At 60.3% G+C, this 12937-nt stretch carries 17 protein-coding genes; 8 read left to right on the forward strand and 9 right to left on the reverse strand.

Annotated elements, in window-relative coordinates:
* Genes hisC through GH975_RS10510 form a run of 9 tightly spaced genes read right to left on the reverse strand, consistent with a single transcriptional unit; the run spans position 1 to position 6797 of the window.
* Positions 1-1089, reverse strand: a complete 1089-nt coding sequence (gene hisC / locus GH975_RS10470) for a histidinol-phosphate transaminase (RefSeq protein WP_211365807.1) — start codon at positions 1087-1089, stop codon at positions 1-3.
* Positions 1082-2392, reverse strand: a complete 1311-nt coding sequence (gene hisD, locus GH975_RS10475; RefSeq protein WP_153714473.1) for a histidinol dehydrogenase — start codon at positions 2390-2392, stop codon at positions 1082-1084. The genes hisC and hisD overlap by 8 nt, the downstream gene beginning before the upstream one ends.
* Positions 2389-3015, reverse strand: a complete 627-nt coding sequence (gene hisG / locus GH975_RS10480; RefSeq protein WP_153714474.1) for an ATP phosphoribosyltransferase — start codon at positions 3013-3015, stop codon at positions 2389-2391. Before hisG ends, hisD begins: the two co-directional genes overlap by 4 nt.
* Complete coding sequence (gene murA / locus GH975_RS10485; RefSeq protein ID WP_153714475.1) at positions 3012-4271, reverse strand: UDP-N-acetylglucosamine 1-carboxyvinyltransferase; 1260 nt, start codon at positions 4269-4271, stop codon at positions 3012-3014. Before murA ends, hisG begins: the two co-directional genes overlap by 4 nt.
* Positions 4272-4273: 2 nt before the next feature.
* Positions 4274-4525 carry a BolA/IbaG family iron-sulfur metabolism protein gene (locus GH975_RS10490; protein WP_153714476.1) on the reverse strand — a complete coding sequence of 84 codons (252 nt, stop codon included), beginning with the start codon at positions 4523-4525 and terminating at the stop codon, positions 4274-4276.
* Positions 4522-4767 carry a hypothetical protein gene (locus GH975_RS10495; protein WP_153714477.1) on the reverse strand — a complete coding sequence of 82 codons (246 nt, stop codon included), beginning with the start codon at positions 4765-4767 and terminating at the stop codon, positions 4522-4524. Before GH975_RS10495 ends, GH975_RS10490 begins: the two co-directional genes overlap by 4 nt.
* The gene (gene mlaD / locus GH975_RS10500) at positions 4767-5228 is read right to left on the reverse strand and encodes an outer membrane lipid asymmetry maintenance protein MlaD (protein WP_153714478.1); all 462 of its coding nucleotides are present in this window, start codon (positions 5226-5228) and stop codon (positions 4767-4769) included. Before mlaD ends, GH975_RS10495 begins: the two co-directional genes overlap by 1 nt.
* Positions 5228-6010 (reverse strand): lipid asymmetry maintenance ABC transporter permease subunit MlaE, encoded by a 783-nt coding sequence (gene mlaE / locus GH975_RS10505; protein WP_153714479.1) that lies wholly within the window; start codon positions 6008-6010, stop codon positions 5228-5230. The genes mlaD and mlaE overlap by 1 nt, the downstream gene beginning before the upstream one ends.
* On the reverse strand, positions 6003-6797 hold the full coding sequence (locus tag GH975_RS10510) for an ABC transporter ATP-binding protein (protein WP_246164719.1): 795 nt from the start codon (positions 6795-6797) through the stop codon (positions 6003-6005). Before GH975_RS10510 ends, mlaE begins: the two co-directional genes overlap by 8 nt.
* 103 nt (positions 6798-6900) lie before the next feature.
* Between GH975_RS10510 and GH975_RS10515 the strand changes: the two genes are divergently transcribed.
* The 8 genes from GH975_RS10515 (at position 6901) to hpf (ending at position 12920) form a co-directional block, all read left to right on the forward strand.
* Positions 6901-7833 carry a calcium/sodium antiporter gene (locus tag GH975_RS10515; protein ID WP_153714480.1) on the forward strand — a complete coding sequence of 311 codons (933 nt, stop codon included), beginning with the start codon at positions 6901-6903 and terminating at the stop codon, positions 7831-7833.
* Positions 7830-8798, forward strand: coding sequence for a KpsF/GutQ family sugar-phosphate isomerase (locus GH975_RS10520; RefSeq protein ID WP_153714481.1), 969 nt, complete (start codon positions 7830-7832; stop codon positions 8796-8798). Before GH975_RS10515 ends, GH975_RS10520 begins: the two co-directional genes overlap by 4 nt.
* Positions 8795-9307 (forward strand): KdsC family phosphatase, encoded by a 513-nt coding sequence (locus GH975_RS10525; RefSeq protein WP_153714482.1) that lies wholly within the window; start codon positions 8795-8797, stop codon positions 9305-9307. The genes GH975_RS10520 and GH975_RS10525 overlap by 4 nt, the downstream gene beginning before the upstream one ends.
* Entirely contained in the window at positions 9304-9828 is a 525-nt protein-coding gene (lptC, locus tag GH975_RS10530; RefSeq protein ID WP_153714483.1) for an LPS export ABC transporter periplasmic protein LptC, read from the forward strand. Before GH975_RS10525 ends, lptC begins: the two co-directional genes overlap by 4 nt.
* Positions 9813-10295, forward strand: a complete 483-nt coding sequence (gene lptA, locus GH975_RS10535; protein ID WP_153714484.1) for a lipopolysaccharide transport periplasmic protein LptA — start codon at positions 9813-9815, stop codon at positions 10293-10295. The genes lptC and lptA overlap by 16 nt, the downstream gene beginning before the upstream one ends.
* A complete protein-coding gene (gene lptB / locus GH975_RS10540; protein WP_211365808.1) occupies positions 10292-11023 on the forward strand; it encodes an LPS export ABC transporter ATP-binding protein in 732 nt (243 codons plus the stop codon). The genes lptA and lptB overlap by 4 nt, the downstream gene beginning before the upstream one ends.
* Positions 11024-11066: 43 nt before the next feature.
* Positions 11067-12515, forward strand: a complete 1449-nt coding sequence (locus GH975_RS10545) for an RNA polymerase factor sigma-54 (RefSeq protein ID WP_153714485.1) — start codon at positions 11067-11069, stop codon at positions 12513-12515.
* 102 nt (positions 12516-12617) lie between these two features.
* Complete coding sequence (hpf, locus tag GH975_RS10550) at positions 12618-12920, forward strand: ribosome hibernation-promoting factor, HPF/YfiA family (protein ID WP_153714486.1); 303 nt, start codon at positions 12618-12620, stop codon at positions 12918-12920.
* Positions 12921-12937: the final 17 nt, after the last annotated feature.

Consider the following 12937-nt stretch of genomic DNA (forward strand, 5'->3'; position numbering starts at 1 on the left):
CTAGCGCTGGGCCTTTAAAGCGACGTCCAAGGCGGCCAGAAAGGCCGCATTTTCAGCGTCCGTGCCGATCGAAACCCGCAGGCACCGGGCCAACATCGGGTGGGCCTTGGAGAGATCCTTGATCAGCACGCCCTGGGCGGCGATCGACGCATTGACCGCACTCGGCTGGTCGACTTCGAGCAACATGAAATTCGCTTCGCTGGGGTGGACCCGCAGCCCGCGCGCGCTCAAGGCGTCGAACAGCTGATCCCGACCCACTCGCAAGGCGGCGCTCTGTTGGGCCAACACAGCACGCCCTTCGGTCAACGCGAATCGCGCCACCGCCTGGTTCAGCACACCCAAATTGTACGGTAGCCGGACCTTATTGATCTGTTCGATCCATGCGACATCACCGACCAGATAGCCACAGCGAAGGCCCGCCAACCCCATTTTCGAAAACGTCCGCATCACCAGCAAATTCGGGTACTGGCCCAACCAGGATTGATGATTGCGCGACGAAAACGGACCATAGGCCTCGTCAATAATCACCAAGCCGGGGCAGGCCTCGATGACCCGGCGCAGATCCGCCTCGTCATACAGGTTGCCGGTCGGATTGTTCGGCTGGGCCAAAAACAGCAGCGCCGGATTGTGCCGCTGCATAGCCGCGATCAGGCCATCCGCGTCCAGTGAAAAATCACGATTCAGATCGACGCCGACGTACGGCACGCGACATTGGCCAGCAATGACCTCGAACATCACGAAACTCGGTGCCGGGGCCATGACCGGCCGGGCGCCGTCGCAAATGGCCTGGATCAGCGGCTGGATGATCTCGTCACTGCCATTGCCCAGCATCACCCCCCAGGCGTCGTCCAAATCATCATGCGCGCGAATCGCCGCAATCAGCTCGCGGCCGGCAGCATCCGGGTAGCGGTTGATTTCAGCGCCGCTCAGCGATTCCATACAGGCACGCCACAGGTCCGCCGGCCAACCAAAGGGATTTTCCATTTGATTGAGCCGAATCGCCGTGCCCGGATCCGCCACCGCATAAGCCGTACGGGCCTGAACATCGGTGCGCACGGTGCGTTCGATCCAGCCGCGCAAGTCAGTCATGCGCCAGCCTCATTTCAGCGGCACGCGCATGCGCGGTCAGGCCTTCGGCGCGGCCGAGCACCGAGGCAATTTGGCCCAGCACCTGACTGCCCTCGGCTGATATTTGCATCACGCTGGAGCGCTTAACGAAATCATAGACACCCAACGGACTGGCAAAACGCGCGGTCCCCGAGGTCGGCAATACGTGGTTGGGGCCGGCGCAGTAATCGCCCAGTGACTCCGGCGCACGGTGACCCAGGAAAATAGCACCGGCGTGGCGAATACCGGCCATTAACGCGGTGCTGTCATCAACGCACAATTCGAGGTGCTCCGGGGCGACCTGATTGATCAGCTCACAGGCTTGCTCGGTACTGGCGACATCCACGATCACGGCACGCTCGCGCAGCGACACTTCAACAATCTCGCGGCGCTCCAAACTCGGCAGCAAGCGCGACATCGCGTCCAACACCGCAGTGGTCATGCGCGGTGACAGCGAGACCAAAATGGACTGCGCCATTTCGTCATGTTCGGCCTGACTAAACAGATCCATCGCGACCCACTCCGGATTGGAGCTGTCGTCACAGACCACCAGTATTTCACTGGGTCCGGCGATCATGTCGATGCCGACGCGGCCAAATACGGCGCGCTTTGCCGCCGCCACATAGGCGTTACCGGGACCGACAATTTTATCCACCGCCGGCACGCTCTCGGTACCAAACGCCAAGGCCGCAACGGCTTGGGCGCCACCGATGCCAAACACGCGATCGACGCCAGCAATGTCGGCCGCCGCCAGCACCGCATCATTGACCACGCCGTCCGGCGTTGGCACCACCATGATGATCTCGCTGACGCCGGCGACCTTGGCTGGCATCACGTTCATCAACACGCTGCTGGGGTACGCCGCTTTACCGCCAGGCACGTAGACACCGACACGGTCCAATGGGCGAATGCGTTGGCCCAGCGAGTTGCCCAAGGCATCCGTATACGACCAATCAGCGGCACTTTGGTGCTGGTGATACTCGCGTACACGCTCGCCGGCAGCGACCAGTGCCGCCTCCAATTCAGGCGCGATTCGCGCACGCGCGGCGGCCCACTCGCCCGCTGGGATTTCGAGGGCATTGCGGTGGCGGTCAAATTGTTCGGTAAAGCGCACCAGCGCCACATCGCCTTCGCTACGCACCGCCGCCAACACGCCGTTGACGGTATCGTTCAGCTGGAGGTCAGCGACCGCCTCCCACTGGGTCATCAGCGCTAATGCGGTCGGCGCGTCGGCGTCGGACCACTGCAGGTGGCGAATCACATCGCGCCAAGGTTTTACGCTCATACCAGCGCAGCCTCCATTTGATCGACCAAAGGTTTGAGTTGTTCGAAACGGGTTTTCCATGCGGCTTTGTTGGCCACCAAACGCGCCGACGAGTGCATGATCAATTGACGCGGTTCCAGTCCATTGGCCTTTAAGGTGTTACCGGTGTCAACGATGTCGACAATTTCATCGGCCAGACCCACCAAGGGTGCTAATTCCATCGCGCCATACAACTTAATCAGTTCGACCTGAACGCCCGTGCGAGCATAGTACTCGCGCGCCAAGTGCAGGTATTTGGTGGCGACCCGGCGACGGCCGAGCGGCAGCGGCGCGCCGACCACGCCGGCGGTCATCAAACGGCACACCGACACCTTCAAATCCAACGGCAGGTACAAATCATCGAGGTTCTGCTCGGCGATCTGGTCCAGTCCACTGACACCCAGATGGGCCGCACCACGGGCCACAAAGGTCGGCACATCGACTGCGCGCAAAACGATAAATTTAACGTCATCGCGGGTGGTGTCGAAAATCAGTTTGCGTGAATCCGATAGGTCTTCGGCCGGCTCTATCCCGGCCGCCTTCAACAGCGGCAAGGTTTGGGTCAGCAAGCGCCCTTTTGAAAGGGCGATAATCAACGGATTCATTTAATGCGGCTCACGTTGGCGCCGACGCCGCGTAGTTTTTCTTCAATCCGCTCATAGCCACGGTCCATGTGATAGATCCGATCAACCAGGGTCGTGCCCTCGGCCGCCAGGCCCGCGATAACCAATGATGCACTGGCGCGCAAATCAGTCGCCATCACCGGCGCTGACTGCAAACGCTCGACCCCGCGGATAGTGGCGGTGTGGCCGTCCAGCTGAATGTCGGCACCCATACGCTGCAGTTCCGGCACGTGCATAAAGCGGTTTTCGAAAATGTTCTCGCTGACTTTGCCGATGCCGTTGGCCATGGTGTTCAAGACCAAAAATTGGGCTTGCATGTCGGTCGGGAAACCCGGGTGCGGCGCGGTGTTGATATTGACCGCGCGCGGACGCCCTTTCATGGTCAAGCCAATCGAGTCGTCTTGGATATCCAAGACAGCCCCCGCTTCCTCGAGCTTCAGCAAAACCGGTTCCAACAGGTGCGCAAAGGTATGGGTGACCCGGATGTCGCCGCCGGTCATGGCACCCGCCACCAAATACGTACCGGTTTCAATACGGTCAGGCACCACGCTGTGCTCGGCACCGTCCAACTTGGCGACGCCTTCAATAGTGATTTTAGCGCTGCCATCGCCCTTGATACGGGCGCCCATGCGTCGCAACAGGATCGCCAGATCGACAATTTCCGGCTCTTGAGCGGCGTTCTCGATGACCGTAACACCGTCCGCCAAGGCCGCCGCCATCATGATATTTTCGGTGCCCGTGACGGTCACCATGTCAAACAAGATGTGGGCACCCTTGAGCCGGCCACCGGGCACGCTAAGGTTGATGTAACCACCCTCTTGGGTGATCTCGGCACCCATGCGCGCCAGTGCCGCCAAGTGCAAGTCGACCGGACGCACGCCAATTGCGCAGCCGCCGGGCAACGACACCCTCGCCTTACCAAAGCGTGCCGCCAAGGGCCCGAGCACCAAGATTGATGCGCGCATGGTTTTGACCAACTCGTAGGGCGCGTCGACGCTCGTGATTTCGCTGGCGTCAACCTCGACCCCATCCTGATCATCAAACACCGCCTGGGCACCCAACTGGCCCAGCAACTTGAGCAAGGTGGTGATGTCGTCCAGGTGCGGAACGTTGGTCAAGCGCACCGGGGTTGCGCTCAACAGCGTTGCCGCCAGTAGCGGCAAGGCTGCATTCTTGGCACCGCTGATCGGAATTTCGCCGCGCAGCGTGGAGCCGCCGATGACTTGTAATTTATCCATGATTAAACCTGATTGAATCCAGTTGCCGCGGCCACTTCCGCGGGTGTCTTAGCGACGATGGTGACGGCGTGCACCGCACCGGACGAAATCAAGTCGCCCAAGCCTGCGTAGACTTTTTGCTGGCGCTTAACCGCGTTGAGTCCGTCAAAGCCCGTATCGGTCACCTGTAACAAGAACTTACCGCCCTCGCCCTGGACCTGAATGTCGGCATCTGCAAAAGACGCGCGCAGTGTTTGTGTAATTTGCTCAATCATTGTTCATTCCAAGTAAACCAAGGTTCAACACCGGCGACGCGGGCTAAGCCCAGCAATCCATCCGGCACGTTAATCAACTTTAAAGCGGTCGAGCGGCCTGTCTGGACCCGGCATAATGCCGCCAACAGGGCGCTGGACCCCTGCTCAAAATCACCTAAATCAGCACTATCGTCGGCGCTGGCGCGAGCCGCTGCTACACGCGACTCCCACTGGGCATCACCGTCCGGGCGCGCCCAACGCATCAATCGCCCCCCGACGAGTTCAACAGAAAGCGCCCAATCAGGTCTTCTAATACCAGAGACGACTGAGTATCCATGATCTCATCGCCGTCCATCAGCATGTCAAATTCGGCGCCAAAACGGATGCCGATGTACTTCTCGCCGAGCAAGCCCGCGGTCAAGATCGAGGCCGCCGAATCCAGCGGGAACTGATCGAAGCGTGATTCGATGGCCATGATTACCTCGGCCTGGCCAATCTCGGGATCCAAGCGGATCTCGGCGACCCGGCCAACGGTTACTCCGGCGCTGGTGACCTTGGCGCGCGGCTTCAGCCCGGCGACGTTACTAAAACGCGCGCTGACCAAATACTCGTCACCCGGGCCGTTGAAGCTCAGGCCGCTGACGCTGATCGCCAGCCAGGCCAGAGCCGCGAGGCCAAGCGCCACAAAGGCCCCGACACAAATTTCAATTACCCGCATGCTCATTAAAAGTCTCCAAACATCATGGCAGTCAAAAAGAAATCCAAGGCCAGCACTGACAGCGACCCGTACACCACCGTTCGGGTCGTCGCACGGCTAATACCTTCCGCGGTCGGGATCAAATCGAGCCCTTGGAACACCGCAATCCAGGTTACAAAAATGCCAAATACAAAGGCTTTAATCAGGCCATTGAGGACGTCAACCTGAAAATCCACCGACGCCTGCATGTTGCCCCAGAACGCTCCGGCATCGACCCCCAACCACTTCACCCCAACCAGGTAGCCACCCAAAATACCCAGCGCCGAAAATACCAGCGCCAACAGCGGCATCGAAATGACGCCGGCCCAAAAGCGCGGCGCGACCACGCGCTTGATCGGGTCAACACCGATAATGCTCAAGCTGGCGAGCTGCTCGGTGGCCTTCATCAAACCGATTTCCGCGGTCATGGCACTGCCGGCACGCCCTGCAAACAGCAGCGCCGTAACTACCGGTCCCAATTCACGCAGCAAGGTCAACGACACCAGCTGGCCCAGCGACTGCTCGCTGCCAAAGTCGACCAAAATCGAGTAGCCCTGTAACGCCAGCACCATGCCGATAAACAAACCGGACACCGCAATAATCAGCAGGCTAAGCACGCCTGCGCTGAAAATTTCCGGCCACAACAGCGCCAGTTTGGCGCCCGCGCCGCGCGGGGTAAACACCGCCTGGAGTAGGACCGAAAAGGCCCGCCCCAATCCAGCCAGTCGGTTCAGAGTAGCGTGGCCCAGGGCCTGCAGAACATTATGCATCGGCCAACGCCTGTGTCAGCGGATCAGCCGGCATGTGAAACGGTACCGGGCCGTCTGGATGGCCACCAATAAACTGGCGAACCCGAGCGTCGTCGCTGTTTTGGATTTGCTCGGAGGCGGCGCCGGCGATGCACACGCCCTGACTTAAAATATGGACCCGATCGGCGACCATGAAGGTCTCGTGCAAGTCATGTGAAACGATCACGCTGGTGATGCCCAGCGCTTCGTTAAGCGCTTCGATCAAGCGCAGCAGCGCACCCATTGAAATCGGATCCTGACCGACGAACGGTTCGTCATACAACATCAGGCTGGGGTCCAACGCGACTGCTCGGGCCAGCGCGACCCGGCGCGCCATGCCACCGGACAACTGGTCCGGGCGAAAGTCTGCGGCGCCGCGCAAGCCAACCGCCTCTAATTTCAACAAGGCGATTGCGCGAATCATCGAGCGACTTAAATCGGTGTGGACGTCGAGTGGAAACATGACATTTTCCAACACCGTCATGTCGGTGAACAACGCCCCGGACTGGAACAGCATCCCCATCGATTTGCGCAGCCCCATCAAACCGGATTTGGACTGGCGATGGACGTCTTTGCCGTTGATCAATATGCGCCCCTGATCGGGCCGCAACTGCCCTGAAATCAGGCGTAACAGGGTGGTTTTTCCGGTCCCAGACGGGCCCATGATCGCCGCCACTTCGCCGTGGGCAATTTCCATGTCGACGCCTGTGAAAATCGGGCGATTGGCGCGCGCGAAATGCAGGTTTTCAATCTGGATGTGTGCGGTCAAGGGGCTACTCGACAGTGACTGGAGCGCGCATCATACTGATTTCCCTGGGCAACGTCATGGACGTCGCCGTCTTTCGCTTGCAATACAGGAACACCCTATCCTCATGTGGCTATACACCACCGCGATCGTCATCGGCATCGTGGCGCTTACTTGGTCGGCTGACCGCTTTGTTGAGGGGGCCAGCGGCGTCGCCCTTAAATTTAATATCTCGCCGCTGGTCATTGGCATGACCATTGTCGCGATCGGGACCTCGGCGCCCGAAGTACTGGTCTCGGTCATGGCCGTCACCACCGGCGCGCCGGACCTGGCGGTCGGCAACGCGGTCGGTTCGAACATCGCCAACATTGCCTTGGCGCTGGGCATCAGTGCCTGCATCGTCACCATCCCACTGGCGCGGCGGGTCAAAACCCACGCCCTACCGGCGCTGGTCGCAATCACCATTTTGGGCACTGCCATTGCGTGGGACGGCCTCCTTAACTGGGTCGACGGCGTCATCATTTTGATAGCCGGTGGCGTCGCGACCTGGCTGGCCTCGGCCGGCCACGACGCCGAGGAAGTCCCCGAGGGCGCAGACAAACTGTCGCTCGGACGCAGCCTGCTGTGGTTAGGGCTGGGGCTGACGACACTGTTGGCCAGTGCACGCCTGTTGGTCTGGGGCGCCAGTGAAATGGCCATTGGCTTCGGTGTACCCGAGGTCGTGGTCGGCCTGACCGTGGTCGCAATTGGGACCAGCCTACCCGAAGTCGCAGCCAGCGTTGCCGGCGCACTCAAAGGCCAGCCGCAAATCGCCATCGGTAACGTCATTGGTTCGAATATTTTCAACATCGGCGGAGTCTTTGCCGTCGCCGGCCTGTTGGCCGAAGTCCGCATCGCCGAGCTCACGCTGCAGCGCGACTTTATGACCATGCTGGGCCTGACGCTGTTGGTGTTGGCGCTGGCATGGATCGGGCGCGGCCAGATCGGTAAACTGATCGGCGCCTCGCTCATTGCGATCTATGCCGGGTACCTCGGCCTCTTAACATGGACATCCTTATGAGTCACTTCGATTACCTGGCCAGTGCTCGCCGCACCCTGACGCTGGAAGCCGACGCCATCACCGACTTGGCAGCGGCACTGGACCCGCATTTTGAACGGGCCTGCGAGCTGATACTGGCCTGCACCGGCCGCGTCATCGTCACCGGCATGGGCAAAAGCGGCCACATTGGCACCAAACTGGCCGCGACCCTGGCAAGCACCGGAACCCCGGCGTTTTTTGTTCACCCCGGCGAAGCCAGCCATGGCGACATGGGCATGATCACTAAAGACGACGTCGTCATCGGGCTGAGTAATTCCGGTTCGTCCGGCGAAGTGGTCGCGATGCTACCGCTACTGGCGCGTCTGGGCAGCAAACTGGTCGGCATCAGCAGCAACCCTGATAGCCCATTGGGCCAAGCCAGCCATGCGCATTTGACAGTGGCCGTTAAGCGCGAAGCCTGTCCGCTTAATTTGGCACCGACGTCCAGCACCACGGCGGCACTGGCGATGGGTGATGCGCTGGCGATTGCGCTGTTGGAAGCGCGCGGCTTCACGGCTGACGACTTTGCCTTTTCCCACCCCGGTGGCGCCTTGGGTCGACGCCTATTAATGAAGGTCGACGACCTGATGCACGCCGGCGATGCACTGCCCTGTGTCAGCGACCAGGCGGCCGTCAGCGATGCGATCATGGAAGTCACCCGCGGCGGGCTTGGCATCACCGCGGTCACCGATGTCACGGGCAAACTGATTGGGGTGTTTACCGACGGCGATTTGCGCCGCGCCCTGGACAAGGACCTGAGCCTCAAATCGACCGCAGTCAACCAGGTCATGACCGCCGGCGGTCAGCGTGTCAAACCCGGAACTCTGGCCGCCGAGGCCGTGCGCATCATGCAAGAAACCCGGGTCAACGCGGTCGTGGTCACGGACAACGATCGCCCGATTGGCATACTCAACATGCACGATCTGATGCGCGCAGGTGTCGTATGAGTCTCGCTAAAATTCGCCTTTTGGCGCTGGATGTCGATGGCATTTTGACCGACGGTCGGGTCTGGTTTGACGGCGACGGCGAGCAACTCAAGCCCTTTCACACCCAAGACGGCCTCGGTATCAAATTGGTCCAAAGCCACGGCATCGCCGTCGCGCTGGTGACAGGGCGAGTATCGCCGATGGTCGACTACCGGGCGCGCCAATTAGGCATCGCACACGTCATCCAGGGCCGCGATGACAAGCTGGCGGCGATTACTGAACTGACCGGCACGTTACAGCTGACCCTGGACCAGGTTGCCTACATGGGCGATGACCTGCCCGATCTGTCGGCACTGTTAGCGGTTGGCGTCGGGCGTACCGTGCCGGGTGCTGACCCTTGGGTGCGCGAACGTGTTGAGGCGACGCGCGCCGCCGGCGGCATGGGTGCCGTGCGCGAACTGTGCAATGCGCTGCTGGCGGCCCAGGGCCATCAGGCCAGCGTATTGGCCGAATTCGGAGTCGGTGAATGAACCCGGTTTGGGTCGCAGGCCTGATCCTAGCGGCACTGATTTGGGTCAGCTGGGATGACACTCGGGCGCGCCCCGTGGTGGTTGACTTGGCCGCCGCCGAACAAGACGTGGCGCTGCGCGTGGTCAACCCGCGCCTTCGTCAGTTCGATGCGGACGGCGCGCTAAAAAGCACCATGACCGCCCCCGAAGCCCTCGACTTTGACGGTTCCCGACCCGGCCAGATCACCCAGCCGGCGCTGACCTGGCCACTGTCTGGCTGGCAAGCCGAGTCGACGATTGGCGAGACCTACCCGGATCGAACGCTACTCAAGGGCGACGCAACGGCTACCCATGCCGCCGAGCGGCGAACCTTGAACGCCGACCAAATTGAATACCAAGGCGACGTTATGACCGCCACCGGCAACGCGAAAATACACGCCCCCGACTTTACCGCAGGCGCCGGACAGGTCAGGATCGAAACCACAACCGATACCATCGAACTGACACAACAGGTAACCACAACCTTATGGCCCGCTCGCTAATTGCTCTGTTGCTGACCCTCAGCACCGCCGCCGCTGCGCTGCCCGAAGATCGCGACCTGCCGATCACGGTCAACGCCGACAACGCCAGCTTTGATGAGCGTGCTGGCCGCGCCGTGTACACCGGCAATGTAATTCTGACTCAGGGCGCACTGCGCATTGAAGCGGCGCGACTGACCGCGAAGCTGATCAATGGTCAGGTCGACAGCATGACCGCCACTGGCAGCCCAGCAATTTTTGCTGACACCCCAAACGTCGAACAAGGTCCAGTCAAAGGCATTGCCAGCACCATCGACTGGACCCTGACCGACCAGATTATGGTCCTGACCGGCGACGCGGAGTTGACCCAGTCAACCAACACCGTAATTGGCGAGTCGGTCATCTACCGCCAAGCCAAGGGCACCCTTGAAGCCAGCAGCCAGGGCAGCGGCGAGCGCGTGCAAATGACCCTGACACCCAACAATTCGTGACTGAGCGTGCACTGACAGCCAGCGGTCTGGCTAAGCGCTACGGCAAACGTCAAGTCGTCAAAGACATGTCGGTGCGCGTCGAACCGGGCGAGATTGTCGGCTTGCTGGGTCCCAATGGCGCCGGCAAAACGACCTCGTTTTACATGATTGTCGGCTTGGTTAAAGCCGACAGCGGTGCGGTCACTATCGACGGCCAAGACGTCAGCCGCCAACCCATGCACCGACGCTCCCAGCGCGGGCTGGGTTATCTGGCGCAGGAAGCCAGCATTTTTCGACGACTGTCCAGTCGCGACAACTTGTTGGCGGTACTGGAATTACGCCGCGACTTGGATAAGCGCCAGCGCCAGCAAAAAGCCGACGCCTTGCTGGCCGAGTTCCACCTCGAACACGTCGCCGACAGCCTCGGCCAGGCCCTATCCGGCGGCGAGCGGCGGCGCGTCGAAATCGCCCGTGCGCTGGCCATGGACCCCGCCTACGTGTTGCTGGACGAACCCTTTGCTGGGGTCGACCCGATCTCGGTGAGCGACATCAAACGCCTGGTCCGAGGGTTGGCGGCACGCGATATCGGCGTCCTGATCACCGATCACAACGTGCGCGAAACGCTCGACCTGTGCGATCGCGGTTACATCGTCAGCGACGGATCCTTGCTCGCCCAAGGCAGCCCCCAAGACTTACTGGCCAACGAGACCGTACGACAGGTCTATTTAGGGCACGAATTTCGCATGTAGGCCAAAATCTGGGCTATAGTCGGTACCGGATACGGGGTAACGCATGAAGCAATCTCTACAGCTAAAGATGGGCCAACAGTTGGCGATGACGCCACAACTGCAGCAAGCCATCCGCATGCTGCAGCTGTCGACGCTGGAACTGCAGCAAGAAATTCAACAAGCGTTGGACGAAAACCCGTTGCTGGAACGCGAAGACGACGAAGGCTTAGCCGCCGCGCCGGATAGCGACAGCATCACCGAACAGCCCGATGCCAGCGAAAAAAGTGTCGACGAACTGGTCAGCCAAACCGATAACCTTGGCGACAACGACGCCATGGACTCGCGCTGGGAAGACACCTTCGTTAACAACTCCAGCTCGATCGAAGGGCTGCCCGAATTTGAAGCCCGCTCCAGCGCGCCCGTCACCTTGCACCAACACCTCCTGGACCAAATGTGGCAGCTGCACCTGACACCGCGTGACCAGGTGCTGTTTATTGCCCTGGTTGACGGCATCGACGACGCCGGTTACCTGCGCGAAAGCCTAGAGACCATCTGCGAAGCGACGGCGGATGAACTAGACGATATCGCCGAAGTCGATGAAGTGGCGGTCGTATTGAAGCAAATCCACCACCTTGACCCGCCCGGCATTGGCGCCCGCGACGTCCAAGAATGCCTGCGCATTCAACTGCGCCAACTGGGCGACTCCGTTGATGCCCGCGAGACCGCGATCCGCATCATCGACGAACGTTTTGAGGCTCTGGCCAAGCGCGATTTGACCAGCATCAGCCGCGGCTTGGGCGTCGACAAGTCCGAAGTCCACGAAGCCCTCAGCCTGATCAAAACCCTGTCGCCGCGCCCCGGCAGCGCGATTGGCTCAAGTGATACCGACTATGTCATTCCAGATTTGGTGGTGCGCAAGGTCAACACCCTGTGGCGCGTCGAGCTGAATGCCGAGGCCGTGCCGCGGTTGTACCTCAACCGCACCTACAGCGACTTGGTCGAGCACCTGGACGACGACTCCAAAAACTACATCAAAGCGCAAACCCGCGAGGCCAAGTGGCTAATCAAATCGGTCGAAAGCCGCTATGACACGCTGCTTAAAGTCGGTCGCACAATTATGGCCGAGCAACTGGAGTTTTTGGAGCACGGCGAAGAGTCCATGCGCCCGCTAATCCTGGCCGACATCGCCCGTCAAATCGACATGCACGAAAGCACGGTGTCGCGCGCAACCACGCAAAAGTTTGTGCTGACTCCCAAGGGTCTGTTCGAGCTGAAGTTCTTTTTCTCGTCGCAGCTGGCCTCCGCCGACGGCTCCGAAGCGGCCAGCTCAACCGCCATTCGCGCGGTCATCAAACGCCTGGTCGCGGCCGAACCTCGGACCAAACCGCTGTCGGATTCAAAACTGACGGCGTTGCTGGGCGAGGAAGGCTACACAGTCGCCCGGCGCACAGTTGCCAAATACCGTGAAGGCATGGGCATTGCAGGTTCCAGCGAGCGCAAGCAGTTCGCGTAACGGAACACATCGGACCCCAGGGACTGGTCAGCTCGGTTCAACCGGAGTAGGGTAAATTAGTCGATATTCATCGACCACGATAAGAATGTTAAGGAGCTGCACATGCACATCAGTATCAGCGGGCAACATCTCGAAATCACCGACGCCATTCGCGACTACGTCCAATCCAAATTCGATCGACTGACCCGACACTCTGACACCATCACCCGAATCGAAGTGGTGCTGCGGGTCGAGAAAACACGCCAAATTGCCGAGGGGTCGATCCATGTTGCCGGGGCCGATTTACATGCGCTGTCGGAAAACGACGACATGTATGCGTCGATCGACCTGATGACCGACAAGCTCGACCGACAAGTCCTTAAACATAAAGAGAAGAACGTCGCACGAAAGCAAGGTGCGGCATAGCCCGAACACGGCTACAA

The sequence above is a fragment of the Litorivicinus lipolyticus genome, assembly GCF_009650135.1.
Classification (GTDB): domain Bacteria; phylum Pseudomonadota; class Gammaproteobacteria; order Pseudomonadales; family Litorivicinaceae; genus Litorivicinus; species Litorivicinus lipolyticus.

Coding starts and splice junctions, on each gene's coding strand:
- GH975_RS10525 (WP_153714482.1), top strand. CDS start 8,795: ATGAGTCTCGCTAAAATTCGCCTTTTGGCGCTGGATGTCGATGGCATT.
- GH975_RS10495 (WP_153714477.1), bottom strand. CDS start 4,767: ATGCGTTGGGCGCGCCCGGACGGTGATGCCCAGTGGGAGTCGCGTGTA.
- mlaE (WP_153714479.1), bottom strand. CDS start 6,010: ATGCATAATGTTCTGCAGGCCCTGGGCCACGCTACTCTGAACCGACTG.
- lptA (WP_153714484.1), top strand. CDS start 9,813: ATGGCCCGCTCGCTAATTGCTCTGTTGCTGACCCTCAGCACCGCCGCC.
- murA (WP_153714475.1), bottom strand. CDS start 4,271: ATGGATAAATTACAAGTCATCGGCGGCTCCACGCTGCGCGGCGAAATT.
- hpf (WP_153714486.1), top strand. CDS start 12,618: ATGCACATCAGTATCAGCGGGCAACATCTCGAAATCACCGACGCCATT.
- mlaD (WP_153714478.1), bottom strand. CDS start 5,228: ATGAGCATGCGGGTAATTGAAATTTGTGTCGGGGCCTTTGTGGCGCTT.
- lptC (WP_153714483.1), top strand. CDS start 9,304: ATGAACCCGGTTTGGGTCGCAGGCCTGATCCTAGCGGCACTGATTTGG.
- hisC (WP_211365807.1), bottom strand. CDS start 1,089: ATGACTGACTTGCGCGGCTGGATCGAACGCACCGTGCGCACCGATGTT.
- GH975_RS10520 (WP_153714481.1), top strand. CDS start 7,830: ATGAGTCACTTCGATTACCTGGCCAGTGCTCGCCGCACCCTGACGCTG.
- hisG (WP_153714474.1), bottom strand. CDS start 3,015: ATGAATCCGTTGATTATCGCCCTTTCAAAAGGGCGCTTGCTGACCCAA.
- GH975_RS10490 (WP_153714476.1), bottom strand. CDS start 4,525: ATGATTGAGCAAATTACACAAACACTGCGCGCGTCTTTTGCAGATGCC.
- GH975_RS10515 (WP_153714480.1), top strand. CDS start 6,901: ATGTGGCTATACACCACCGCGATCGTCATCGGCATCGTGGCGCTTACT.
- GH975_RS10545 (WP_153714485.1), top strand. CDS start 11,067: ATGAAGCAATCTCTACAGCTAAAGATGGGCCAACAGTTGGCGATGACG.
- hisD (WP_153714473.1), bottom strand. CDS start 2,392: ATGAGCGTAAAACCTTGGCGCGATGTGATTCGCCACCTGCAGTGGTCC.